This is a genomic window from Allobosea sp. P5_A5 (assembly GCF_056400625.1).
Genome location: NZ_JBFUKY010000002.1, coordinates 282,486 through 304,287 on the forward strand (window position 1 = coordinate 282,486; position 21,802 = coordinate 304,287).

General features: G+C 65.8%; 24 protein-coding genes. 13 read left to right on the forward strand and 11 right to left on the reverse strand.

Features of this window, described 5'->3' with window-relative positions:
- Window positions 1-184: 184 nt before the first annotated feature.
- On the reverse strand, window positions 185-580 hold the full coding sequence (rplS, locus tag AC1DR6_RS04950; protein WP_476828075.1) for a 50S ribosomal protein L19: 396 nt from the start codon (window positions 578-580) through the stop codon (window positions 185-187).
- A gap of 201 nt (window positions 581-781) precedes the next feature.
- On the opposite strand from rplS, the gene AC1DR6_RS04955 reads away from it, so the two are divergent.
- The 3 genes from AC1DR6_RS04955 to AC1DR6_RS04965 all read left to right on the forward strand — a co-directional run bounded on the left by AC1DR6_RS04955 (window position 782) and on the right by AC1DR6_RS04965 (window position 4,723).
- Complete coding sequence (locus AC1DR6_RS04955) at window positions 782-1,570, forward strand: SDR family NAD(P)-dependent oxidoreductase (RefSeq protein ID WP_476828076.1); 789 nt, start codon at window positions 782-784, stop codon at window positions 1,568-1,570.
- A gap of 219 nt (window positions 1,571-1,789) precedes the next feature.
- On the forward strand, window positions 1,790-3,505 hold the full coding sequence (locus tag AC1DR6_RS04960; RefSeq protein WP_476828077.1) for an AMP-binding protein: 1,716 nt from the start codon (window positions 1,790-1,792) through the stop codon (window positions 3,503-3,505).
- 108 nt (window positions 3,506-3,613) lie between these two features.
- Window positions 3,614-4,723, forward strand: coding sequence for a sulfite oxidase (locus AC1DR6_RS04965; RefSeq protein ID WP_476828078.1), 1,110 nt, complete (start codon window positions 3,614-3,616; stop codon window positions 4,721-4,723).
- Between the two features lie 63 nt (window positions 4,724-4,786).
- Here the strand turns inward: AC1DR6_RS04965 and mtaB are convergent, their stop codons facing one another.
- Together mtaB and dapF are read right to left on the reverse strand one after the other, a co-directional pair.
- Window positions 4,787-6,058 carry a tRNA (N(6)-L-threonylcarbamoyladenosine(37)-C(2))-methylthiotransferase MtaB gene (mtaB, locus tag AC1DR6_RS04970; protein ID WP_476828079.1) on the reverse strand — a complete coding sequence of 424 codons (1,272 nt, stop codon included), beginning with the start codon at window positions 6,056-6,058 and terminating at the stop codon, window positions 4,787-4,789.
- The gene (dapF, locus tag AC1DR6_RS04975) at window positions 6,058-6,942 is read right to left on the reverse strand and encodes a diaminopimelate epimerase (protein WP_476828080.1); all 885 of its coding nucleotides are present in this window, start codon (window positions 6,940-6,942) and stop codon (window positions 6,058-6,060) included. Before dapF ends, mtaB begins: the two co-directional genes overlap by 1 nt.
- Before the next feature lie 138 nt (window positions 6,943-7,080).
- Between dapF and AC1DR6_RS04980 the strand changes: the two genes are divergently transcribed.
- Window positions 7,081-7,962: a GyrI-like domain-containing protein gene (locus AC1DR6_RS04980; protein WP_476828081.1), complete on the forward strand. Its 882-nt coding sequence runs from the start codon at window positions 7,081-7,083 to the stop codon at window positions 7,960-7,962.
- A 147-nt stretch (window positions 7,963-8,109) separates the two neighbouring features.
- On the opposite strand, the gene AC1DR6_RS04985 is transcribed toward AC1DR6_RS04980, so the two are convergent.
- The 4 genes from AC1DR6_RS04985 to AC1DR6_RS05000 all read right to left on the reverse strand — a co-directional run bounded on the left by AC1DR6_RS04985 (window position 8,110) and on the right by AC1DR6_RS05000 (window position 11,221).
- Window positions 8,110-9,168 carry an MBL fold metallo-hydrolase gene (locus AC1DR6_RS04985; RefSeq protein ID WP_476828082.1) on the reverse strand — a complete coding sequence of 353 codons (1,059 nt, stop codon included), beginning with the start codon at window positions 9,166-9,168 and terminating at the stop codon, window positions 8,110-8,112.
- Between the two features lie 33 nt (window positions 9,169-9,201).
- Entirely contained in the window at window positions 9,202-9,807 is a 606-nt protein-coding gene (locus tag AC1DR6_RS04990) for a class I SAM-dependent methyltransferase (protein ID WP_476828083.1), read from the reverse strand.
- 7 nt (window positions 9,808-9,814) lie between these two features.
- On the reverse strand, window positions 9,815-10,441 hold the full coding sequence (locus AC1DR6_RS04995) for a LysE family translocator (protein WP_476828084.1): 627 nt from the start codon (window positions 10,439-10,441) through the stop codon (window positions 9,815-9,817).
- Window positions 10,442-10,639: 198 nt separating this feature from the next.
- On the reverse strand, window positions 10,640-11,221 hold the full coding sequence (locus AC1DR6_RS05000; RefSeq protein ID WP_476828085.1) for a CAP domain-containing protein: 582 nt from the start codon (window positions 11,219-11,221) through the stop codon (window positions 10,640-10,642).
- A 471-nt stretch (window positions 11,222-11,692) separates the two neighbouring features.
- On the opposite strand from AC1DR6_RS05000, the gene ffh reads away from it, so the two are divergent.
- From ffh to trmD, 6 genes are all read left to right on the forward strand, one after another.
- Window positions 11,693-13,285 carry a signal recognition particle protein gene (gene ffh / locus AC1DR6_RS05005; RefSeq protein ID WP_476828086.1) on the forward strand — a complete coding sequence of 531 codons (1,593 nt, stop codon included), beginning with the start codon at window positions 11,693-11,695 and terminating at the stop codon, window positions 13,283-13,285.
- A complete protein-coding gene (locus tag AC1DR6_RS05010) occupies window positions 13,282-13,554 on the forward strand; it encodes a hypothetical protein (RefSeq protein WP_476828087.1) in 273 nt (90 codons plus the stop codon). Before ffh ends, AC1DR6_RS05010 begins: the two co-directional genes overlap by 4 nt.
- Before the next feature lie 12 nt (window positions 13,555-13,566).
- On the forward strand, window positions 13,567-13,941 hold the full coding sequence (gene rpsP, locus AC1DR6_RS05015) for a 30S ribosomal protein S16 (RefSeq protein WP_476828088.1): 375 nt from the start codon (window positions 13,567-13,569) through the stop codon (window positions 13,939-13,941).
- Between the two features lie 132 nt (window positions 13,942-14,073).
- Entirely contained in the window at window positions 14,074-14,616 is a 543-nt protein-coding gene (gene rimM, locus AC1DR6_RS05020) for a ribosome maturation factor RimM (RefSeq protein WP_476828089.1), read from the forward strand.
- Entirely contained in the window at window positions 14,600-15,271 is a 672-nt protein-coding gene (locus AC1DR6_RS05025; RefSeq protein ID WP_476828090.1) for an HAD family hydrolase, read from the forward strand. The genes rimM and AC1DR6_RS05025 overlap by 17 nt, the downstream gene beginning before the upstream one ends.
- Before the next feature lie 139 nt (window positions 15,272-15,410).
- Entirely contained in the window at window positions 15,411-16,106 is a 696-nt protein-coding gene (gene trmD, locus AC1DR6_RS05030) for a tRNA (guanosine(37)-N1)-methyltransferase TrmD (RefSeq protein ID WP_476828091.1), read from the forward strand.
- Between the two features lie 113 nt (window positions 16,107-16,219).
- Here the strand turns inward: trmD and AC1DR6_RS05035 are convergent, their stop codons facing one another.
- Window positions 16,220-16,642 carry a rhodanese-like domain-containing protein gene (locus AC1DR6_RS05035; RefSeq protein WP_476828092.1) on the reverse strand — a complete coding sequence of 141 codons (423 nt, stop codon included), beginning with the start codon at window positions 16,640-16,642 and terminating at the stop codon, window positions 16,220-16,222.
- A 5-nt stretch (window positions 16,643-16,647) separates the two neighbouring features.
- Complete coding sequence (locus AC1DR6_RS05040) at window positions 16,648-17,850, reverse strand: pyridoxal phosphate-dependent aminotransferase (RefSeq protein WP_476828093.1); 1,203 nt, start codon at window positions 17,848-17,850, stop codon at window positions 16,648-16,650.
- A gap of 261 nt (window positions 17,851-18,111) precedes the next feature.
- Here AC1DR6_RS05040 and AC1DR6_RS05045 point away from each other — a divergent pair, with 261 nt between their 5' ends.
- Complete coding sequence (locus AC1DR6_RS05045) at window positions 18,112-18,927, forward strand: transglutaminase-like domain-containing protein (protein ID WP_476828094.1); 816 nt, start codon at window positions 18,112-18,114, stop codon at window positions 18,925-18,927.
- Window positions 18,928-18,939: 12 nt separating this feature from the next.
- Here the strand turns inward: AC1DR6_RS05045 and AC1DR6_RS05050 are convergent, their stop codons facing one another.
- Entirely contained in the window at window positions 18,940-19,071 is a 132-nt protein-coding gene (locus tag AC1DR6_RS05050) for a hypothetical protein (protein ID WP_476828095.1), read from the reverse strand.
- 226 nt (window positions 19,072-19,297) lie between these two features.
- Between AC1DR6_RS05050 and AC1DR6_RS05055 the strand changes: the two genes are divergently transcribed.
- Window positions 19,298-19,789, forward strand: a complete 492-nt coding sequence (locus AC1DR6_RS05055; RefSeq protein ID WP_476828096.1) for a YaiI/YqxD family protein — start codon at window positions 19,298-19,300, stop codon at window positions 19,787-19,789.
- On the opposite strand, the gene AC1DR6_RS05060 is transcribed toward AC1DR6_RS05055, so the two are convergent.
- Window positions 19,786-20,595, reverse strand: a complete 810-nt coding sequence (locus AC1DR6_RS05060; RefSeq protein WP_476828097.1) for a crotonase/enoyl-CoA hydratase family protein — start codon at window positions 20,593-20,595, stop codon at window positions 19,786-19,788. The two genes, AC1DR6_RS05055 and AC1DR6_RS05060, sit on opposite strands and share 4 nt — an antisense overlap.
- Before the next feature lie 137 nt (window positions 20,596-20,732).
- On the opposite strand from AC1DR6_RS05060, the gene AC1DR6_RS05065 reads away from it, so the two are divergent.
- Window positions 20,733-21,707: a Bug family tripartite tricarboxylate transporter substrate binding protein gene (locus tag AC1DR6_RS05065; RefSeq protein WP_476828098.1), complete on the forward strand. Its 975-nt coding sequence runs from the start codon at window positions 20,733-20,735 to the stop codon at window positions 21,705-21,707.
- Window positions 21,708-21,802 lie beyond the last annotated feature (95 nt).

Here is a 21,802-nt window from a genome sequence, read left to right on the forward strand (position 1 = left end):
TGGGGCGCATGACAACGAGATGGAATCCAATCTGGTATGCGTCAGGCGAATATCGATCTGGCGAGGCGTCGAACCGGGGTATGCGAAACGAAAAAACGCGGCTCCGAAGAGCCGCGTTCCCAAATTGTCTCGAATGGTGCCGACAGTCGCCGGCAGGTGCTGCCTGCGACTTCCTTGCCAATGCTTACTTGGCAGCGCCCTTGTTGGCCTTTGGGGGACGCGCCTCGACGCGCTCGGCGATGCGGGCCGACTTGCCGCGGCGATCGCGCAGGTAATACAGCTTGGCGCGACGCACCTTGCCCTTGCGGACGACCTTGATGGAATCGAGGTTAGGCGAGAAGAGCGGGAAAACGCGCTCGACACCCTCGCCATAGGAAATCTTGCGGACGGTGAAGCTCTGGTTGAGGCCGCCGCCATTGCGGGCGATCACGACGCCTTCATAGGCCTGAACGCGGCTGCGCTCGCCTTCCTTGACCTTCACGTTGACCTGCACGGTGTCACCGGGCTGGAAGGGGGGAATGCTCTTGCCTTCGCTCAGCTTGGCAATCTGTTCGGCATCGATCTGCTCGATGATGTTCATTTAAGTCTCTCCATTGCCGTGATCGCGTTTGAACACGCGGGCGTTACGGCGCGCTGTTTTCAGTTGAGAGCGCGGCCATACAGGAGAGGGGGTCGCTTGTCGAGGGGCGGTCGCTTGCCACGCGCGGCGCTTGCCCCTGCCGTGGCGGCCGCACTAGCGTTCGGCTCACCGCATCGCAATCCCTCGGGCTGGGTCCTCATCATGTCTTCCGCGACTTCAAAGGTTGTTCTCGTCACCGGCGCTGCGCGCGGGATCGGGCTGGCGACGGCGAAACGCTTTCTGGCGGAGGGCTGGCGGGTGGCGCTGCTCGATCTCGATGGACCGGCTGTCGAGGCTGCGACGGCTGGACTGGCCCACCCCGATGCCGCCTTGGCTCTGACCTGCGACATTGCCATACCGCAGCAGGTGGAGGCCGCGTTCAAGACGCTCGTCGCCCGTTTCGGCCGGCTCGATGCGCTGGTCAACAATGCCGGCACGGCGGTGTTCAAGTCGCTGCTTGAGACGACTTATGAGGAGTGGCAGCGCGTACTCGCGGTCAATCTCGGCGGGCCGTTCCTGGCGACGCAACTCGCCGCGCCGTTGATGGCCGACCAGGGCGGGGGCGCGATCGTGAACATCACCTCGATCTCGGGCCTCCGCGCCTCGACGCTTCGCGTTGCGTACGGCACGTCGAAGGCGGCTTTGGCGCATCTGACGAAGCAGCAGGCCGTGGAACTCGCGAGCCTGGGAATCCGCGTCAATGCGGTGGCGCCTGGCCCGGTCGAGACCGCGATGGCCAAGGCGGTCCACAGCGCCGAGATCCGTGCCGACTACCGGGATGCGATCCCGCTCGGCCGCTACGGGCTGGAGGAGGAACTGGCCAACTCCATCGTCTTCCTGTGCTCGGATCAGGCGAGCTACATCACCGGCCAGGTGCTGGCCGTCGATGGCGGCTTCGATGCGGCGGGGATCGGGCTCGCGACGCTGCGTGGAGAGCGGCGAAACCTGTGAGGCGCGACCGAGCCTGTCTTTCCGCCCGCGCTTGACCGCAGGACAAAACGCCGACTGGGCTTGCCAGTGGCGAGGACAGAAGGTTTATATCTAAACCTTCTGGTGCGAAGGCTGACGCTTGCGCTCGGCCGTGCGGTTTCGCACTCTATGGTGGCAAAACAACAAGCCGGCACCCTCCCATCGCGGGCGGACAGCCAAGGCTGAAGCGGAGGGAACGGAATGGCGAGCGGCGCCTTGCAGGCCCAACAGCGCGACGAGCGGCCATGGTTGCCGCATTATCCGCCGGCGGTCCCGCCGGTACTCGACGAAGCGAAGATCGGCACCCTGACCGACCTGATCCGCTTCGCCTGCCGGACCTATGCGCAGCGCCCCGCCTTCGAAAGCTTCGGCAAGGCGATCAGCTTCGCCGAGACGTTTCGCGCCGCCGAAGCCTTCGCGGCCTGGCTGCAATCCCAAGGCCTGAAGAAGGGAGACCGCGTCGCGCTGATGATGCCGAATATCCTGGCCTATCCGGTCACGATCTTCGGCACGTTGCTGGGCGGCTTCACCGTCGTCAACGTCAACCCGCTCTACACGGCGCGCGAACTGACCCATCAGGTCAATGATTCCGGCGCGCGCATCCTGGTGGTGATCGAGAACTTCGCCCATGTCGTGCAGGAGGCGAAGCCGAACCTGAAGGTCGAGGGCATCGTCGTCGCGACGCCCGGCGACCTGATGGGGTTCAAGGGCAGGATCGTCAATTTCGTTTCGCGGCGGGTCAAGAAGGCGGTGAAGCCGTTCGATCTGCCCGGCGCCTTCGAACTGGGGGATGTCCTGCGGCACAAAGGGGCGATGGCGCCGGTGGCGGTCGCGCCCGAGGATGTCGCGTTCCTGCAATATACGGGCGGAACGACGGGCCTCGCCAAGGGCGCCACGCTGACGCATCGCAATGTCGCGGCGAATGTCCAGCAGGCCGGCTTCTGGCTCGAATGGGTGCTGGAATCGCCGCAGGGCCGCCCGGACTATCAGCATGTGATGGTGACGGCGCTGCCGCTCTACCACATCTTCGCGCTGACCTGCTGCTGCATGTTCCTGCTGCGCATCGGCGCCAAGAGCCTGCTGATCGCCAATCCGCGCGATATCGGCGGCTTCGTGAAGATGCTGAAGAACACCCGCTTCACGCTATTTTCGGGCGTCAACACGCTCTACAGCGCGCTCGCCAATCACGCCGGGATCGGCTCGGTCGATTTCAGCGAGATGCGCTTCGCGGTCGCGGGCGGGATGGCGACGCAGGCCGCCGTCGCCCGGCAGTGGAAGGCGGTGACCGGCAAGCCGATCATCGAGGGTTACGGGCTGTCTGAGACCTCGCCCATCGCCACGATCAACCGGCCCGACATCGCCGAATTCACCGGCACGATCGGCTATCCGATCCCCTCGACCGACATCGCGATCCGCGACGCCGAAGGAAACGCCCTGCCGATGGGCGAGGCCGGCGAAGTCTGCATCAAAGGTCCGCAAGTGATGGTGGGTTATTGGAACCGGCCGGACGAGACGGCGAACGCCATGACGGCGGACGGCTATTTTCGCAGCGGCGATGTCGGCATCCTGTTGCCGGATGGCCAGGTGAAGCTTGTCGACCGGATGAAGGACATGGTCCTGGTCTCCGGCTTCAACGTCTATCCCAACGAGGTCGAGGACGTGCTGGCCTCGCATCCCGGCGTGCGGGAGGCGGCGGTGATCGGCCTGCCGGACGAGCATTCCGGCGAGGTCGTGGCGGCCTTCGTCGTCCGCAAGGATGCGACGCTGACCAGCGACGAGCTCAGGGCCTACTGCAAGGAGAACCTCACCGGCTACAAGGTGCCCAAGCAGATCTTCTTCCGCGAGACGCTGCCGAAGACCAATGTCGGCAAGGTGCTGCGGCGGGCGCTGCGCGAGGAGATGGTCTCGGGCGCGTAGCCTGCTCGATGCCGGGTGGTTGCCGGGCCGCCATGAGAGACGGGCGGCCCACCGGTCTGCTAGAAGATAATTCTCCTGCGTTGCGACGCTCAAAGAGAAGGTCCTTCCTTGGCAAGCCGATCAGACGAACTCGCTCTGCTCTCCGGTGCGAAGCCCGATCTCCATGTCCATGAGGACCCCGCCCTCAACGCCGAACCTCCCGTCTCTCAACTCGACCACGCCATCACACCGGTCGAGTCGTTTTTCATTCGCAATAATGGGCTGTTGCCGGAGATTGCGGACGAGGCTGGCTGGACGCTGGCGGTCGATGGCGAGGTCGAACGGGCGGCTGTCTGGACGCTGGCGGGGCTGCGCCAGCACTTCCAGACGGTAACGGTCACGGCGGTTCTGGAATGCGCGGGTAATGGGCGTGGCCAGTTCACGCCGGCGACCGATGGTCTGCAGTGGGGGCTTGGTGCCGTCGGCTGTGCGCGCTGGACAGGGGTGCGCCTTGCCGATGTTCTGGAGCATTCGATGCCGCGCCCGAGCGCGGTCTATACGGGCCATCATTCCCCGGACCATCCCGCTGCTCGTCCCGACAAGGAGGCGATCTCGCGTGGCCTGCCCATCGCTAAGGCGCTCGCGCCCGAGACCCTCATCGCCTTCGGGATGAATGACGGGCCGCTGCCATACCTGCATGGCGGGCCGTTGCGAATCGTGGCGCCGGGCTATCCCGGCTCGGCCTGGCAGAAATGGCTCTCCCGCATCGATCTGCGCCCGCAGGAGCATGACGGCGAGAAGATGCGTGGCACGGATTATCGCTTGCCCGTGCGAACGATGGCGCCCGGCGCATCGCTCGACCCGGCCGATTTCGCGGTCATTACGGACATGCCGGTGAAGTCGATGATCACCGGTCCCGCGTCAGGGTTCGTCGCAAAGATGGGCGAGCCCCTGGCGGTGACGGGTTTCGCCTGGAGCGGGGCGATGCCGATCGCGGACGTGGAGATTTCGACCGATGGTGGCCAGTCATGGCGACGGGCGGAGCTGGAAGCAGGCGAGGGCCCCTTCGCATGGCGGCGTTTCGCGCTCGATATCACCGCTGCGGAGCTCGGAGCCGTGACGATCATGGCGCGTGCGCGCGATACGGCCGGGCAAATGCAGCCGCTGGATCCGCCTTGGAACCCGCGCGGCTATTGCAACAACGTGGTGCACCGGGTCGAGGGCCAGGTTGTGTCCTGAGGTCGGGAGCGGCTGCGCGCGGCAAAACCCAGCGCCGACCCGAACCTTTTTTGCGCTGGCCGTTCAGGCCGCCAGCAGGGCGCGGCCGTCATCGGAATGGCCGATGACAGGCATGATGAGACCGGGTTCGACAGGTCGGGCAAACCTGACCAGCGTGAAATCCTCGGCCCGGCCGTTGTTTCCGCGCTCCGTCAGGACGGTCAGGGGCCGCCCCATACGCGCCGCCAGATGACGTCGTTGTGCCGCCGCTGCTCCCTCCCGCAAGCGCGCCGCCCGCTCGGTAATGAGCGTGCCGGAAAGCTGCGGCATGCGCGCGGCAGGCGTGTCAGGCCGCGCCGAATAGGGAAAGACGTGGACGAAGCTCAGCCCGCATTCCTCGATCAGCGAGAGCGAGCGGGCGAACATCGTCTCATCCTCGGTCGGGAAACCGGCAATGAGATCGGCACCGAAGACGATGTCCGGCCGCAATGCCTTGAGTTCGGCGCAAAAGCGGATCGCATTGGTACGGCTATGGCGGCGCTTCATGCGCTTCAGGATCAGGTCATCGCCGTGCTGCAGCGAGAGATGGAGATGCGGCATCAGCCTCGGCTCGCTGGCGATCAGCTCGCGCAGGGTGTCATCGACTTCGACGGCGTCGAGCGAGGAGAGCCGCAGGCGGGGTAGTTCAGGCAGTGCGCGCAGGATCGCGCCGGCCAGGATGCCAAGCGGCGGTGCTCCCGGCAGGTCGCGACCATAGCTCGTCAGGTCGACGCCGGTCAGGATGATCTCGCGGGCGCCGCCTTCCATCATGGTCCTGCACTGCGCCACGACCTCCGCCACCGGCAGCGAGCGAGAGTTGCCGCGGCCGAAGGGGATGACGCAAAAAGTGCAGCGATGGTCGCAGCCATTCTGGACCTGCACGAAGCCGCGCGTATGGCCGGTCAGGCGGCCCGTTGGAGCCGGACGGATCGTCGAATGCGCCATGATGTCGCCGACGATGATCTTGTCGTGCGCCGCCCCGATGCCGCTGCCGAGGCTGTTCGAGCGGGCGAGGCCGATCCAGCGCTCGGCATCCAGTTTCTCGTCATTGCCCAGGACGAGATCGGTTTCCGGCATCGCGGCGAAGCGAGCGGGCTCGATCTGCGCGGCGCACCCCGTCACGATCACCGGCCGGTCGGGCTGCTCGCGCTTGAGGCGCCGCACAGCCTGGCGGGCCTGGCGCGCCGCCTCCGCCGTGACGGCGCATGAATTGACGATCGCGGCGTCTTTCAGTCCGGCGGCCTCGGCTTTCAGCCGCAGCGCCTCGCTCTCGACGATGTTCAGCCGGCAGCCAAAGGTGACGACCTCCAGCGGCATCAGGCCGCCGTCTCGAACAAGGCGGGGTCGAGCGTGCCTTCCCATTCGAAGGTCGCCGGGCCGGTCATCAGGACATGGCCGTCGCTTTCGCGCCATTCGATAATTAGATCGCCGCCGGGCAGGCTGACGGTCGCCTCGCGGGCCGAAAGTTCGCGCCGGACCGCTGCCACCAGCACGGCGCAGGCGCCCGAGCCGCAGGCCTGGGTGATGCCGGCGCCGCGCTCCCAGACGCGCATCACGATATGGTCCGGCGCCTTGACGGCAGCGAGCTCGATATTGGCGCGGTCGGGGAAGACAGGGTGGTTTTCGAGCAGCGGGCCGATCTGCTCGAGATGGTAGGCGTAGGGGTCCTCGACGAAGAACACCGCGTGGGGATTGCCCATATTGACCGCGCAGGGCGTGTGCAGGGTCGGATTGTCGATCGGGCCGATCTGCAGCTCGAAGCGGCTGGTGTCGGCAAAAGGCTCGGCCAATGGGATCTCGTCCCAGGCGAGCCGGGGCGCGCCCATGTCGACCGTGAAGACGTCGCCGTTCTCCTGAAAGGTCGGGAGCAGTCCGGCCTTGGTCTGCAGCGTCAGCCGGGTCTTGGTGGCATCGCCCATTTCGGCGTCGGCCGTCATCGCCCAGGCGACGCAGCGCGTGCCGTTGCCGCAGGCGCCGGCTTCGCTGCCATCGGTGTTGTAGATGCGGATATAGGCGTCGGTGCCGGCGAGCCTGGCATCGTGCAGGACCATGAGCTGGTCGAACCGCGCGCGTGGTTCTTCCGCAATGGCACGGGCTTCCGCCGTGCTCACGACATGCTTGCTGCCGCGTAGATCGAGCACCGTGATCTGGTTGCCGAGCCCGTTCATCTTCAGGAACCGGCGATGTGCCAGGGCGTTCATTGCGTCACATGTCCCAACAATTGCCGGTCTATGGCCGAGGCGACGTGAAAAAGCCACCCTCGTGCCGCTTGTCGGTCCATGTGGACATTCTATGTTGCGCCGCAAGGGCGCGAATCGCGTTGAGCTTGGGGCGTCACGATGCGGTCTATCCGGATATCCGTTCTTGCCGGCGTCGGCACGGTCGCCCTCGCGGCTGCGGCACTTGCTCAGGGCACCGTCGCGGCGCCCTCCGCCGTACAGTCGAGCCCGCTGGCTCCCCCGGTCGGTGCCGCCCCGGCACAGGCGCAGTCCGCACCCAATCAGAGGCCACCTGCAGCCATGCCCGAGGGCCAGCCCGGTCCCAACCCCGTGCAGCCTCCTCCGCCCGCGCCAAACGTCACGCCGCAGCCGGTGCAGCCTGCGCCGACGCCCTCCGTGCCGCTTGAGCCGCAGCCGGTGCAGCCGCCGCCGACCCTGCCGGCGCCGGGCCAGCCCTTGCCGCCTGTGCCGCAACAGCAGCAGACGGGTCTGCCGGATGCGAACGCGACCCTGACCGGGAAGGGTTCAGACAGTTCCGATGTCGCCTCTGTCACGCTCGCGCCGAAGCCGGTGCTGATGCTGGCCGGGCAGGCGACCTGGGACCAGGGCTTCCAGAAGCTCGCCGATACCATCAAGGCGCTGCGCGTCGAAGCGCAGAGGACTGGGCTTGCGGTGACGGGACGCCCGCTTTCGCTGTTCGTCGAGACGACCGATGACGGCTTCCGCTTCGAGGCGATGTTGCCGGTCGCGATCGCTCCCGGCGGTCAGGCGCCGGCGCTCGGCCCCGATTTCCGGATGGCGACGTCACCGGCCGGCGCCGCCCTGCGCTTCCTGCATCAGGCGCCTTATGACGATATCGATTCGACGTACGAGACCATCACCGCCTATCTCGAAGCCAAGAGCATCACGGTGAAGGACGCGTTCCTCGAGGAATATGTCAGCGAGCTCGACGATGCGGGTAACCCGAACCTCGAGATCAACGTCTACGTTCAGCCGAAGTAGCTTTTTGCTGTCATTCCGGGGCGATCCGCAGGATCGAACCCGGAACCTACGACCGGGCGAGCCGTCGCGCGGTCGGATTTCTAAAGGTCGTACCCAGTCGTAGGTTCCGGGTTCGGCGCAGGCCCCGCCCCGGAATGACATAGGTGTTCACGCTACCCAGCTCAGCCCCGGCCTCATGGCCTGGAAGCGCTCTTCCGGCAAGCCAGCGGCGGCGAGCGCGGCCTTCAGCGCTTCCGGCGGGCGCTCCACGCCCTCGTCGGTGAGCTGAAACGTGCCCCAATGGTGGCCGATCGCCTGTTCGGCGCGCAGCGCCAGCATGACCTTCACGGCCTCTTCCGGGTTCATGTGGTTGTCGGCCATGAACCAGCGTGGCTCATAGGCCCCGATCGGCAGCACGGCGAGTCGGAACGGTCCGTGCTCGTTCCCGAGCCGCTCATAAAGCGAGCCGTCATGATAGCCGGTGTCGCCGATGTGGAAGATCTTCGTTCCGCCGGCTTCGAGGATGTAGGAACACCATAGCGCCATACGCCGGTCGAAGGCGCCACGAGCCGACCAGTGGTAGGTCGGCACCAGCGTGACCGACAGCGCATCCGACAGCGCCACCGTGTCCGACCAGTCATAGGCTTCCGTCCGCGCGTCCGGGATACGGGCCTTGACGATGGTGTCGTTGCCGAGCGGCATGATCATGCGCGGCCGGTCGCGGCGGTGGATGCGCGCCAGCGTCTCGATGTCGAGATGGTCGTAGTGGTTGTGCGTAATCAAGACCGCATCGATCGGCGGAAGATCGTCGAAGGCGACGCCCGGTGGGTTCACGCGTTTGGGGCCGATGAAGGAGAACGGGCTCGCTCGCTCTGAGAGAACCGGGTCGACCAGGAGATTCAGGCCTGCGAACTGATAGAGGAACGAGGCGTGGCCGAGATGGACGATGCGCGCGCCTTCGACGCGGATCGGCGGCTTGTCCTGCGGCGGGGTGGGGTAGGCAGCAGGGAAGGGCTCCCGGTCTCGCTTGCCGGTTTGCCAGCGCAGCACGTCAAGCAGGCCTTTCGACGCGGTGCGGCCATCACCGAAGACGATGCCGTCAAAATGGTCGCTAACCGGCCCTCGGTAATAGGGATTGCGCGAGCGGGACACCGCCGCCCACGCCGCGCCGGCCGAAGCGAAGAGGGCAACAGGTGCGGCGAGGGAGAGAAGCTTGCGGCGGTTCATGATCGGAATGAGTTAGTGGCTCGCAGCCTTCGGTCAAGCCTGCTTGACGGCAAGGACATGGAGCCAGCGCGTCGGCATCTGATCGTAGCCGCTGCCCATGTCCTCATCGATGGCCAGTGACGCCCAGCGCGATGCCGGGTCGTAGGCCGCAGCCAACTCGTCCTTCGACAGATAATTGAAATATCGGCCGAAGCCGTCGCGACCTTCTGCCTCCCCGGCCTTGAAGCTGGCATAGAAAACGCCGCCTGCCTTCAGAGCCGTATGAATGAGATCGATGATGCCGGGCAGGGCCGGGCGAGGCGCATGCAGCAGGCAGGCATGCGCCCAGATGCCGTCATAAGCGGCAATCTCCGTCAGATCTTCAAACAGCAAGACGCGAACGGGCCGGCCGAGACGCTTTTGCGCCTCTGCCGCCAGTTCGGCCGAGCCATCGGTGGGAACGACATCAAAGCCCCGCGCCAGCATCTCCCCACTGTCCTGGCCGCCGCCGCAGCCCAGCTCGAGGATACGGGCGCCGGCAGGCAGCTTTTCGACGAACAGGTCGATGCGTCGATGCTCGGCCTCGCGGGGTCGTTCGGCATAGGCCGTCGCTTCAGCCGCGTAGAAATCGAGTGTCTGCGCGTCTTTGTCCTGAGTCATGTGGATCTCAGTGGCTGCCGGAGCGGATCGCCACCGTCGCGATGCCGGCGCCGATCAGAGCTGTGCCGCCGGCTTTGTTGAACAGGCCGATCGCGCGCGGATTGCCGATGACGGAGCGGGCACGGGAGGCCACGAGCGCGTAGCCCAACGCATTGGCGAAGGCGAGGCCGACGAAGGTGGCCTCGAAGATCAGCATCTGCGTTCCAAAATCAGCCTTGGCATCGAGGAACTGCGGCAGGAAGGCGACGAAGAAGGTGATGCTTTTGGGGTTCAACGCTGTGACCAGCCAGGCGTGGCCGAGCATCTTCCAGGCGGGCGCGGCGTCCTCGCGGGGCTTGGCATCGAGGGAGCCGCCAGCGCGGAACAGCTTGATGCCGAGCCAAACCAGATAGGCCGCGCCGATCCATTTCAACGCGGTGAAGACGGTCGCGGACGTCGCCAGCAGGGCGCCGACGCCAAGCATCGACAGCGTCATCGCCGTGAAGTCGCCAAGCGCTACGCCGACCGCGATGGGCAGCGCGGCGCGCCAGCCCTGGCCGAGCGCATAGGAGACGACGAGCAGGATCGTCGGTCCGGGAATGACGAGGAGAACCGCCGTGGCGGCGGCGAAAGTAGCCCAGGCTTCGAAGGTCATGGTGATGGCTCCGCTTGAAAGACCAGAGCCATCACCGGATGGGGGCGTTTGTAAAGATGGGATTTCCTTCGATACAGATGCGCGTCATTGCGAGGAGCGCAGCGACGAAGCAATCAGAGGGACTGGGCCGATCCTTTTAGCCCGATCTCTCTGAACTGGTTCGCTTCGCTCGCAATGACGAGAATCCGTCAGACGTCTTTACCGCACCGGGCGCGCGTTGTTCCCGAACCACATGGTTTGCGCCGGGGCGGATGCGCCCATTTCGCGCCGGACCTCCGGCTCGGCCGCCACGACCAGAACCCACCAGGCGCGATAGCTCGTGCGCGGGTCCTTGGAGAGGGCGATGCCGTAACGCGTCGCCTCCTTCATGCGCAGGTTCTCGTCATGGCCGGGCGATGTCCGCCAGCCTTCGAAAGCTTCCTCGGTCGAATAATAGCCGCCGCCGAGGTTCTCGGCGACGCGGGCGGAATCGAGGCCCGCCGCCTCGACCCGGGAGGCAAAGCTGCCGCCGGCATCGTGGGAGAGGCTGTTCTTTGCGACCATCGCGTCGGCCTGCCGCTGGGCCATCGCCATTAGCCGCGGGTCGGGCTTGAGCGGATTGAGGCCGAGGCTGACGCGATAGGCATTGAGGATGCGGCCGGCCTGCGCCGGATCGAGCGTGACGGCGTTCAGCCGCTCGACGATGCGTGCATCGAGCGGGCCCTCGCGGCGCGGCTCGGCGGCGCAACCGGCGAGGAGGGCGCCGGCACAGAAGAGAAGCAGGGCGGAGCGGCGGTGCATCGGTCTGTCTCTTGAATGGTCGGGCAGCGATGCTGGCCGATCCGGGCATTTCTGGGGCTGGAATAGGCAGGTGGGGCTGAGCCGAATATGAACAGGACGATTTTTCTCAGTCCTCATCCTGAGGAGCGAGCCGTCAGGCTCGCGTCTCGAAGGATGCTTCAGCAAGTGGTTCCGGCGCGATCTGGAGCATCCTTCGAGATGCCGCGTGACGCGGCTCCTCAGGATGAGGGCTCCAGTGATCCTCAGTCATCATGCTTGGCGAAAACTTGACTTTCGCCACAGTCTTCCGCTTTAAGGGCGCCATCCGTTTCGCCGACATCGCCGAAACCACATCCGCCGACCGGGCCGCGCTAGTCGCTTCATGAGCCCGGAGGTCAACGCCCGACAGCGCGATTGCGCCCTCGGGCGCGAAGCCGCTTGGCGATGAGGCTCTGGTGGTGAAGGCTTCCTGAGGCAAGCAGGCAGGTCCGCATGTTCGGCACGCTGAGCGACAGGCTCTCCGGCATCCTCTCGGGGCTGACCCGCAGGGGTTCGCTGACCGAGGAGGACGTCAACGCCGCGTTGCGCGAGGTTCGCCGCGCGTTGCTGGAGGCCGACGTCGCGCTCGAGGTCGTGCGCTCGTTTACCGAGAAGGTCAGAGAGCGCGCCGTCGGCGCCGAGGTGCTGAAGTCGGTCACGCCGGGCCAGCAGGTCATCAAGATCGTCAACGACGTCCTGATCGACACGCTGGGCGGGGAGGGCGAGGGCATCAGCTTCGACGCCGTGCCGCCAGTGCCGATCCTGATGGTGGGCCTGCAGGGGTCGGGTAAAACGACCTCTACGGCCAAGATCGCCAAGCGCCTGACCGAGCGCAACAAGAAGAAAGTGTTGATGGCGTCGCTGGATACGCGACGCCCGGCGGCGATGGAGCAGCTCGCCATTCTCGGCACGCAGGTCGGCGTGCAGACCCTGCCGATCGTCGCCGGCCAGTCGGCTGTGCAGATCGCCAAGCGCGCGATCGAGGCCGCCAGGCTCGGCGGCTACGATGTGGTGATGCTCGACACCGCCGGCCGCGTCACGCTCGACGACATGCTGATGGAAGAGGTCGCGCAGGTTAAGGCCGCGACCGGCCCGCACGAGGTGCTGCTCGTCGCCGACGCGCTGACCGGGCAGGACGCCGTCAACACGGCGCGCGCCTTCGATGCCCGCGTCGGCCTCACCGGCATCGTGCTGACCCGTATGGACGGCGATTCGCGCGGTGGCGCGGCGCTTTCGATGCGCGCCGTCACCGGCAAGCCGATCAAGCTCGTCGGTACCGGCGAAAAGGTCGACGAGCTCGACGAGTTCCATCCCTCGCGCATCGCCAACCGCATTCTCGGCATGGGCGACATCGTCAGCCTCGTCGAGAAGGCGGCGCAGACGGTCGATGCCGACAAGGCCCAAGCGCTTGCGCAGCGGCTGGCCAAGGGCAATTTCGACCTCGACGATCTGCGCATGCAGCTCCAGCAGATGGAGAAGATGGGTGGTCTCGGCGGCGTGATGGGGCTTTTGCCCGGCATGGCGCAGATGAAGAACCAGCTCGCCTCCGCCAAGGTCGACGACAAGATGCTCGCGCGTCAGGTCGCCATCATCAACTCGATGACGCCGGCCGAGCGCAAGAACCCCGATCTGCTAAAGAACAGCCGCAAGAAGCGCATCGCCGCCGGCTCCGGCACCTCGCCGGAGGCGATCAACAAGCTGCTCAAGATGCATCGCGGCATGGCCGACATGATGAAGGCCATGAAGAAGCAGAAGGGCGGCATGCTGGGCAAGCTCGGCGGAATGTTCGGGCTCGGTGGTGGGTTGCCCGCCGGCATGCCCGATCCCTCGACGATGGATGCAGGCCAGCTCGAAGCGCTGCAGAAGCAGCTCGGTGCGGGCGGCGGACTCGGGGGCCTCGGCGGCGGCCTGCCGTCGCTGCCGCCGGGCGGATTTTCCGGCCTGCCCAAGGGCGTCACGCCTCCGGCCGGCATGATGCCGAAGCTGCCGGGACTTGGGGGCATGCCCGGAATGGGCGGCAATCCGTTTGGAGGGAAGAAGAAGTGAGCAAGCCTACCAGCGCGGCCGCCATGCTTGAGAAGCTCTGGGAAATCCAGGCCAAGCTCGAGGAGGCCCAAATCGACCATTCCCTGGTCATCTACCGTGACGATGCGATCTCGATCGCAGCGAATATTCCGGGAGAGAAGTGGGAGATCGACATTCGCGAAGACGGAGAGATCGATTTCGAGATCTTCAAGTCGGCGTCGATGGACGGAGAGGCGGAGCTGGAAGCAGCCATCGCCGCAGTAAAGCAACTCGAACCCGATCAGCAGTAAGGAAGAAGACTTATGTCCCTCAAGATCCGCCTGACCCGTGGCGGCGCCAAGAAGCGCCCTTATTATCGCATCATCGTCGCCGACGCCCGCTCGCCGCGCGATGGCCGCTTCATCGAGAAGATCGGCTCCTACGACCCGATGAAGCCGAAGGATTCGGCCGAGCGCGTCGTGCTCGACCTGGAGAAGGCCAAGGAGTGGCTCGCCAAGGGCGCCCAGCCGACCGACCGCGTGCTGCGCTTCCTCGACGCCGCCGGCCTGACCAAGCGTCCGGCCCGCAACAACCCGCAGAAGGCCGTCGCCGGCGACAAGGCCAAGGAGCGCGCCGAGAAGAAGGCCGCCAAGGCCGCTCAGCCTGCCGCCGAAGAAGCCGCCGCCGCCGAGGCGTGAGCCTTCCGATACCGTGCTGACGGTCTCGCGTCATGGTCGGCCTCGTGCCGACCATCGATGTTTTTGCCCGACGAGCACGGTTTTCAAGACAGGCATGTTCGGGACAAGCCCGAGCATGACGCCGAGGCCTGCATGACTGACAGTTCCCTCATCCTGCTCGGGATCATCGGCGCGCCGCATGGCGTGCGCGGCGAGGTCCGGATCAAGACCTTCACCGGCGATCCGCTCGGGATCGCGGACTACGGCGTGCTCAGCGACCGCAAGGGCCGCGCCTACGAGATCTCCGAGGTTCGCGCGGCCAAGGAGGTCGTGATCGCCCGGCTCAAGGGCGTGACGACGCGTGAGGCCGCCGAGGCGCTGAACGGCACCGAGTTGCTTGTCGCCCGCGACAAGCTGGCGCCATCCGAGGACGAGGACGAGTTCCTGCAGATCGACCTGATCGGCTGCGCGGTCGTCGATCCCGCCGGGACGGTCCTCGGCACCGTCACATCGGTGGAGAATTACGGTGCGGGCGACCTGCTCGACATCGAGACGCCGGACAAGCGTTCTGTGCTGATGCCTTTCACTAAAGCCTTCGCGCCGCGTATCGACATCGCCGCGCGGCGGATCGAGGCGCAGCCCGATCCGGGTCTGTTCGAGCCCGAGGAGAACCGCCCCGATGACGCCGAGCGATAAGCCAGCCCGCGCGCTGATCTTCGACATGGACGGCACCGTCGTCGACAATATGCGCTATCACGAAGGTGCCTGGGGCCGGCTCCTGACCGAGCATGGCCTGCCCTTCGATGCCGACGCCTTCTTTCGCAAGACGGCGGGCATGGCTTCCTCCGAGATCATCGCGCCTTTGTTTCCGGGTGCGGACCAAGCGAAGATCGACGCGCTCGGCCACGACAAGGAACTCTACTACCGCGAGGCCTATGGCCCGCATGTCGCGCCCGTCGTCGGGCTGTTGGCGCTGATGGCGCGTGCGGATGCTGCCGGCGTGCCGATGGCGCTGGCGACCGCCGCCCCTCCCGGCAATCTAGACATGGTGATGGACAAGCTCGGGATGCGCGAGCGCTTCGTCACCATCGTCGCGCCCTCTCAGGGCTTTCGCGGCAAGCCGAACCCCGACCTGTTTCTGGAAGCGGCGCGGCGCATGGACATGCCTGCGGCCGACTGCATCGTCTTCGAGGATGCGCCGAACGGCATCGAAGCGGCGAAGCGCGCCGGCATGCGCGCGGTGGCGCTGCTGACGATGCTGGGCGCGCAGGATTTCGCGGGTTTCGACAACCTCATCGGCGAGGGTCCCGATTTCGCTGCGGTGGATGGCTTGCCGGCGTTGCGGTTCTGACCATGCCGTGTCGTCATTGTGAGCGTAGCGAAGCCATCCAGGAGGGTTGGGTTCGACCGCTTGGCCCAGTCCTCCTGGATTGCTTCGTCGCTTCGCTCCTCGCAATGACGGTCGAGGGTCTAGCGAGGCGCGGAAAGCCATGACCTTCCGCGCTTCGGTCCTGACGCTCTACCCAGAGATGTTTCCCGGTCCGCTCGGCATCTCGCTGGCGGGGGAGGGGCTGCGGAAGGGTCTCTGGTCGCTCGATGCGCATCAGATCCGCGAACACGGCATCGGCCGGCACCGCAATGTCGACGACAATCCTGCGGGTGGCGGTGCCGGCATGGTGCTGCGCTGCGATGTGCTGGCGGCTGCGATCGATGCGGCCGTGCCGCCGGAAGACACGCGTCCGCGTCTGCTGATGTCGCCGCGTGGGCAGGCCTTGCGGCAGCGCCAGGTGCGCGAGTGGGCGACGGGACCCGGCGTTGTCATCGTCTGCGGGCGATTCGAGGGCGTCGACGAGCGGGTGATCGAGGGACGCGGGCTGACCGAGGTCTCGATCGGCGACTACATCCTCTCGGGCGGCGAGATGGCGGCGCTGACGCTGCTCGATGCCTGCGTGCGGCTGATCCCCGGCGTGATGGGCAAGGAAGCCTCCGGCGAGGAGGAGAGCTTCGAAAACGGCCTGTTGGAATATCCGCACTATACCCGCCCGCGCGAATGGGAGGGCAAGGGCCTGCCCGAGGCGCTGCTTTCAGGCGATCACGCGCGGATCGCGAAATGGCGGCGGGCAGAAGCGGAGCGGATCACGCGGGAGAGGCGGCCTGATCTCTTGATATCAAAGCCCTCATCCTGAGGAGCGCTTCGTAGAAGCGCGTCTCGAAGGATGCTCCAGCGGGCTACGGAGATATCTGGAGCATCCTTCGAGACGCCGCTACGCGGCTCCTCAGGATGAGGGCTTTGTCGGGATCAAGGATAAGCCTTCACCGGCAGCTTCTCCTCTAGCCACCCACTCGGTCCAAGCATGCCGCCGCGCACGGCGATCAGATCGCGCCAGCCCCGGCCGCCGAGCTTCTGCACCGTCGCGACGGCCTGCGCTCCGGTCCGATCGATCAGGGCGATGCGCTTTCCGGGATTGTCCAGCCGCAGTCCGGCCAACCTGACATCGAATGCCGTGGCATCGACGTCGAAGGGGATGGCGCCCTCAGGCAAGCCGGTATCGGCCCATTCGTCGGGCGTGCGGATGTCGACCAGCATCATGCGCCCGGCTTGACGTGCCTCGAAAGCCTCGCGCGCCGAAAGCATAGGCACGCCCTGCCCGAAAACAAAAGTGGCCGGGAGCATGAAGCCCCCGGCCAGAACGAACCGGCGCGTTGCGGCGCCCTCGTTCATCGAGCTTAGCGCAGCTCGGCGCAGAAGCGCTGGATGCGGCGGCAGGCCTCTTCCAGCTTCTCGTCCGAGGTGGCGTAGGAAATGCGGAAGTTGGGGCCGAGGCCGAAGGAGGAGCCGTGGACGGCCGCGACCGCCTCGGCTTCGAGGAGGCCGATAACGAGGTCCTCATCGGTCTCGATCGTCTTTCCGTTGGGCAGCTTCTTGCCGATCAGCTCCGAGCAGTCGGGATAGACATAGAAGGCGCCTTCCGGCGTCGGGCATTTCAGGCCGCGCGTCTGGTTCAGCATGGAGACGACGAGGTCGCGACGACGCTCGAAGGCCTTGCGGAAGACCGGAATGTGCTCCTGCGTGCCGTCGAGAGCCTCGACGGCCGCCCATTGCGAGATCGCTGAAGTGCCCGAGGTCTGCTGGCCTTGCACGAGGTCCATGGCGTTGATCAGGTGCTGCGGGCCGGCGGCGTAGCCGATGCGCCAGCCGGTCATGGCATAGGACTTCGAGACGCCGTTCATGGTCAGCGTGCGCTCGTAGAGGCCGGGCTCGATCTGCGCCGGGGTGACGAATTTGAAGTCGCCATAGACGAGGTGCTCGTACATGTCGTCGGTCAGCACCCAGACATGCGGATGACCCATCAGCACGTCGGTCAGCGCCTTCAGCTCGGTGTGGCTGTAGGCGGCGCCCGAGGGGTTTGAGGGCGAATTCAGGATCACCCATTTGGTCTTTGGCGTGATCGCCTTTTCGAGGTCTTCCGGCTGCAGCTTGAAATCGTTCTTCAGATAGGTTTCGGCGAAGGTCGCCGTGCCGCCGCAGAGCGCCACCATCTCCGGATAGGAGACCCAATAGGGCGAGACGCAGATGACCTCGTCGCCGGGGTTCAGCGTGGCCAGCAGGGCGTTATAGATGACATGCTTGCCGCCGGTGGAGACGATGGTCTGGCTCGCCTTGTAGTCGAGCCCGTTCTCACGCTTGAACTTCTTCGCCACCGCCTCGCGCAGCTGCGGAATGCCGGCGACAGGGGTGTATTTGGTCTCGCCGCGGCGAATGGCTGCGATGGCGGCTTCCTTGATATTGTCTGGCGTGTCGAAATCAGGCTCGCCGACGGAGAGCGAGATCACGTCCTTGCCCTGTGCTTTCAGGTCCCGCGCCTTCTGCGTGATCGTGATGGTGGCAGAGGGCTTCACGCGCTTCAGGGCGTTGGCAAGGAAGGCCATGGGACTGATCTCCGGGAGGAGCGGCAAGGAAACGCGCCGTCAGCGGCGCGCGCGTGGTTTAGGCCTCGCGCCGCGTCGTCGCAAGCCAGAGTGCTTGATCATTCGCGTCAGCATAGCGAATGTGGCTTCACGCCGTGCCGATCGCACAAAAGGAAAGCGCGCATGTCAGATGACAGGCGCGCTTGGCCGGAAACGTGCATGATGCAAGTCTGGCGGGGGCCACTCACTATCGACGCATCATCGTCGCGCAAGAGGAATCGCGTGAAACTCAGGATCGGCTACAGACTCGACTACGATCTGCCACAACCTACTCCGATGATTCTGGTGCTGAATGTTCATTTCAGCCGGGTCTCGGACCTGACCGAGCCCGACCAGATGCGGATCACGCCGGCGGTCGAAACCAGCGCCTATCGCGACAGCTTCGGCAATTGGTGCACGCGCCTGCTCGCGCCGGCAGGTGCGATGACGATCACCGCCGATACCGTCATCAGGGATAGCGGGCTTCCCGAAGCCTTCGATCGCAGCGTCGGCCAGGTCGCGGTCGAGAATTTGCCGGACGAGTGCATCGTCTTCCTGCTCGCGAGCCGATTCTGCGACAGTGACCGGATGATTTCGCTGGCCTGGGAGCTGTTCGGGCATACGAGGCCGGGCGGGGAGCGGGTGCAGGCGATCTGCGACTTCGTCCACCGCCACATCGTCTTCAATTACAACGATGCGAGCGTTTCGCGTTCCGCATCGGATGCTTATGCCGAGGGGAAGGGCGTCTGCCGCGATTACGCCCATCTCGCCATCGCCTTCTGCCGGGCGATGAACATTCCGGCGCGTTACTGCACCTGCTATCTCAGCGACGTGGGCACACCGCCACCCTATGCCGTGGGCGACTTCGCGGCTTCCTTCGAGGCTTATCTCGAGGGCGGCTGGCAGATGTTCGACCCGCGCAACAACGTGCCGCGCATCGGGCGCGTGCTGATCGCGCGCGGCCGGGACGCGGCCGACGTCGCGATCGCGACGTCGTTCGGGCCCAACATCCTGACCGGCTTCAAGGTCTGGACGGACGAAGTGCCCGAGACGCCCTGAAGGGCCGGCGCCCTATTTTTTCTTGGGCGCCGCAGTCTTGGCGGCCGCGGCGGCCATGCTCGACGGCGCCGCGGCCGAGACCTTCGGCTTGTCCTTCTTGGGCTTCTTGGCTTCGCGGTTGCTGCGCTGCTCGCCTTTTGCCATCGTCCTGCTCCTTGCTGGCGGGGAAACCTGTGGGCGGGTCCGGAAGGGGCGATGCGCGTGCCCGCCCTTCTCCGTCAGAAAGTTCGCCTGCGACGACCGGCCCGGAGCCGATTCACGTCATCTCGAAGCAGGCCTACCGAGGCTAAACCCGCGCCGGGGACGGTGCACGAGAATTCTTCCACGCAGGTCTGGGCGTTTCGGCTTGCGTACGGACGCAGAGCTTGCGATGCGCAAGGCCGACATGGAAGCGCCAGCCCCGATCGCGATCTACATCGACGCCGATGCCTGCCCGGTAAAGGACGAGATCTATCGCGTCGCCGGCCGACACGGGCTGCATGTCTATGTCGTCGCCAACAGCTTCCTCAACGTGCCGCGCGAGCCCTGGATCGAGCGGGTGACGGTGCCCGGCAATTTCGACGCGGCCGATGACTGGATCGCGGAGCGGGTCGCACGCGGGTCGATCGTCGTCACTTCGGATATTCCGCTCGCCGACCGCTGCATCAAGGCCGGCGCCGACGTCATCGGCTCGACCGGCAAGCCCTTTACCGCAGCTTCCATCGGCATGGCGCTGGCGACGCGCGACATGATGGAGGATCTGCGCGCGATGGGCGTGGCCGGCGGCGGGCCGAAACCCTTCGCCCGGAAGGACCGCTCAGCCTTCCTGCAGGCGCTCGACCTCGCGATCCAGCGGCTGAAACGCGCCGGCCTCTCCGGCTAGATCTCGCCGAAATCGCCGCCTCGGCCTTTGCCAGAGGCGAACCGACCCGCACCGGCTGCACCCTCCGTCGCGATGGTGCGCACACCGCGTTCCCATTCATGCGCCAACGCCTCGCGCACCGGCAGGCCGTGTCCGGCGATTGCGCTGGCGCGATCCGCCAGCATGGCGCCTTGCGGGAAACGCACAATCTCCTGCGCCATCGCCTCGGCGGCCGCGCGGGCTTGCCCCTTGGCGACGAGCTTCTCGCAAAGCCCGATGCGCAAGGCTTCGTCCGCCTCGACCTTGCGGCCGGTCATGATGATCTCCAGCGCGCGGCCCTGACCGACGAGGCGCGGCAAGCGCACCGTGCCGCCATCGATCAAAGGAATGCCCCAGCGCCGGCAGTAGACGCCGAAATAGGCATCCTCCGCCATCACCCGGACATCGCACCAGAGCGCCAGCTCCATGCCTCCCGCCACCGCTGGGCCTTCGATCGCGGCGATCAAGGGCTTGCTCATCTCAAGCCGGGAGGGGCCCATCGGCCCACGTGGCGGTGCGCCTTCAAGCGGAAAGCCGAGGCCTTCGACAATATCGTTCTCGAAGCGCGCGGGGTCGGTGAAAGCCTGCGCGTATTTCAGGTCCCAACCGGCACAGAAGGCGCCACCCTCGCCCCAGAAGACGATGGCGCGCGTCTCGGGGTCGCGGTCGAGATCCTGAAAAGCTTCGGTCAATGCGACGGCGCTTTCGGGGTCCACCGCGTTTCGGGCTTCAGGCCGGCTGTGAATGACGGTGGCGACGCTGCCCAGGCGCTCGATTCGGACTGTCATGGTCTTTCATCCCTTGCTTGCAGCGCACGCTCAGCATGCTCTCGGGCATGCGCCGACGCTTTACGCATCAACCGGTTGCGCCTAAACCTCCGGCCCAATGAGCCCCGCCATTCAGCGGGCGTCCCGGGAGGAAATCGATGTCGCTGACCCGCCGTTCCACGTTCGGCCTGATGGCCGGCGCCGTGCTTGCTCCGTCCATCGTGCGGGCTCAGAGCTTCCCGAGCAAGGTGGTGACGATGATCGTGCCCTATCCGGCGGGCGGGCCGACGGACGCGATCGCGCGCTTCGTGGCACAGGATCTTTCCACCGCCTTCGGCCAGAATGTGCTGGTCGACAACCGGGCGGGTGCGTCCGGCGCTGTCGGGACCCGCGCCGTCGCCCATGCGGCGCCGGACGGCTACACCTTCGTCTTCGGCAACAACCAGACGCATGGCAACAACATGTTCCTGCTGAAGGACCCCGGCTATGATGCGGTGAAGGATTTCGCGCCGCTGGCCGGCGTCGGCGCCTTCGAGCACGCTTTCGTCGTGCGCAAAGACCTGCCGGCCAAGAACATCCAAGAGCTGATCGCGCTCGCCAAGGCCGATCCCGGCAAGCTGAATTACGGCTCGACCGGCGTCGGTTCCGGCTCGCATCTGGCGATGGAGTTGTTCATGCAACGCACCGGCATCAAGATGACCCATGTGCCGTTCAGGGGCGCCGCGCCGCTGGTACAGGAACTGGTCGGCGGGCGCATCGATATCGCCAATTCGACCCTGCCGAGCGTGCTGGAGCAGATCAATGCCGGCGCGCTGCGTGGGCTCGCCATCGCCAGCCCCGAGCGCAACCCGCAGGCGAAAGACCTGCCGACGCTGCGCGAGCAGGGCGTGACCAATGCGGATGCGGAATCCTGGGCCGCGTTCTTTGCTCCCGCCAAGACGCCTGAGCCGGTTCTCGACACGCTCTCCAAGGCGATCATCGCCTCGCTGAACAAGCCGGCGACGCGCGACGCCATCCTGAAGCTCGGCTTCAGCCTGAAGGTGCGCGATCCCGAGGCGTTCCGGCCCTATCATCTTCAGGAAATCGCGACCTGGAAGCAGATCATCGCGGATGCCGGCGTCAAGGCGGAATAAGCGGGTTCCAATCCAAAGGCAGTCGGCGTCCTGACAAGGACGTGAGCACCGGTTTGCTCCGCGCCTCGTTCTTCCTATCTGCCGAGTGACAAGGG

What these genes read in the sequence shown, in the direction of transcription:
- ffh (WP_476828086.1), top strand. Translation starts at nt 11,693, where the DNA reads ATGTTCGGCACGCTGAGCGACAGGCTCTCCGGCATCCTCTCGGGGCTG.
- rpsP (WP_476828088.1), top strand. Translation starts at nt 13,567, where the DNA reads ATGTCCCTCAAGATCCGCCTGACCCGTGGCGGCGCCAAGAAGCGCCCT.
- AC1DR6_RS05050 (WP_476828095.1), bottom strand. Translation starts at nt 19,071, where the DNA reads ATGGCAAAAGGCGAGCAGCGCAGCAACCGCGAAGCCAAGAAGCCCAAG.
- AC1DR6_RS05040 (WP_476828093.1), bottom strand. Translation starts at nt 17,850, where the DNA reads ATGGCCTTCCTTGCCAACGCCCTGAAGCGCGTGAAGCCCTCTGCCACC.
- AC1DR6_RS04995 (WP_476828084.1), bottom strand. Translation starts at nt 10,441, where the DNA reads ATGACCTTCGAAGCCTGGGCTACTTTCGCCGCCGCCACGGCGGTTCTC.
- rplS (WP_476828075.1), bottom strand. Translation starts at nt 580, where the DNA reads ATGAACATCATCGAGCAGATCGATGCCGAACAGATTGCCAAGCTGAGC.
- AC1DR6_RS04990 (WP_476828083.1), bottom strand. Translation starts at nt 9,807, where the DNA reads ATGACTCAGGACAAAGACGCGCAGACACTCGATTTCTACGCGGCTGAA.
- AC1DR6_RS05025 (WP_476828090.1), top strand. Translation starts at nt 14,600, where the DNA reads ATGACGCCGAGCGATAAGCCAGCCCGCGCGCTGATCTTCGACATGGAC.
- AC1DR6_RS05065 (WP_476828098.1), top strand. Translation starts at nt 20,733, where the DNA reads ATGTCGCTGACCCGCCGTTCCACGTTCGGCCTGATGGCCGGCGCCGTG.
- trmD (WP_476828091.1), top strand. Translation starts at nt 15,411, where the DNA reads ATGACCTTCCGCGCTTCGGTCCTGACGCTCTACCCAGAGATGTTTCCC.
- AC1DR6_RS04955 (WP_476828076.1), top strand. Translation starts at nt 782, where the DNA reads ATGTCTTCCGCGACTTCAAAGGTTGTTCTCGTCACCGGCGCTGCGCGC.
- AC1DR6_RS05055 (WP_476828096.1), top strand. Translation starts at nt 19,298, where the DNA reads ATGCGCAAGGCCGACATGGAAGCGCCAGCCCCGATCGCGATCTACATC.
- AC1DR6_RS04980 (WP_476828081.1), top strand. Translation starts at nt 7,081, where the DNA reads ATGCGGTCTATCCGGATATCCGTTCTTGCCGGCGTCGGCACGGTCGCC.
- AC1DR6_RS05060 (WP_476828097.1), bottom strand. Translation starts at nt 20,595, where the DNA reads ATGACAGTCCGAATCGAGCGCCTGGGCAGCGTCGCCACCGTCATTCAC.
- AC1DR6_RS05035 (WP_476828092.1), bottom strand. Translation starts at nt 16,642, where the DNA reads ATGAACGAGGGCGCCGCAACGCGCCGGTTCGTTCTGGCCGGGGGCTTC.
- mtaB (WP_476828079.1), bottom strand. Translation starts at nt 6,058, where the DNA reads ATGCCGCTGGAGGTCGTCACCTTTGGCTGCCGGCTGAACATCGTCGAG.
- rimM (WP_476828089.1), top strand. Translation starts at nt 14,074, where the DNA reads ATGACTGACAGTTCCCTCATCCTGCTCGGGATCATCGGCGCGCCGCAT.
- AC1DR6_RS05000 (WP_476828085.1), bottom strand. Translation starts at nt 11,221, where the DNA reads ATGCACCGCCGCTCCGCCCTGCTTCTCTTCTGTGCCGGCGCCCTCCTC.
- AC1DR6_RS04960 (WP_476828077.1), top strand. Translation starts at nt 1,790, where the DNA reads ATGGCGAGCGGCGCCTTGCAGGCCCAACAGCGCGACGAGCGGCCATGG.
- AC1DR6_RS04985 (WP_476828082.1), bottom strand. Translation starts at nt 9,168, where the DNA reads ATGAACCGCCGCAAGCTTCTCTCCCTCGCCGCACCTGTTGCCCTCTTC.
- dapF (WP_476828080.1), bottom strand. Translation starts at nt 6,942, where the DNA reads ATGAACGCCCTGGCACATCGCCGGTTCCTGAAGATGAACGGGCTCGGC.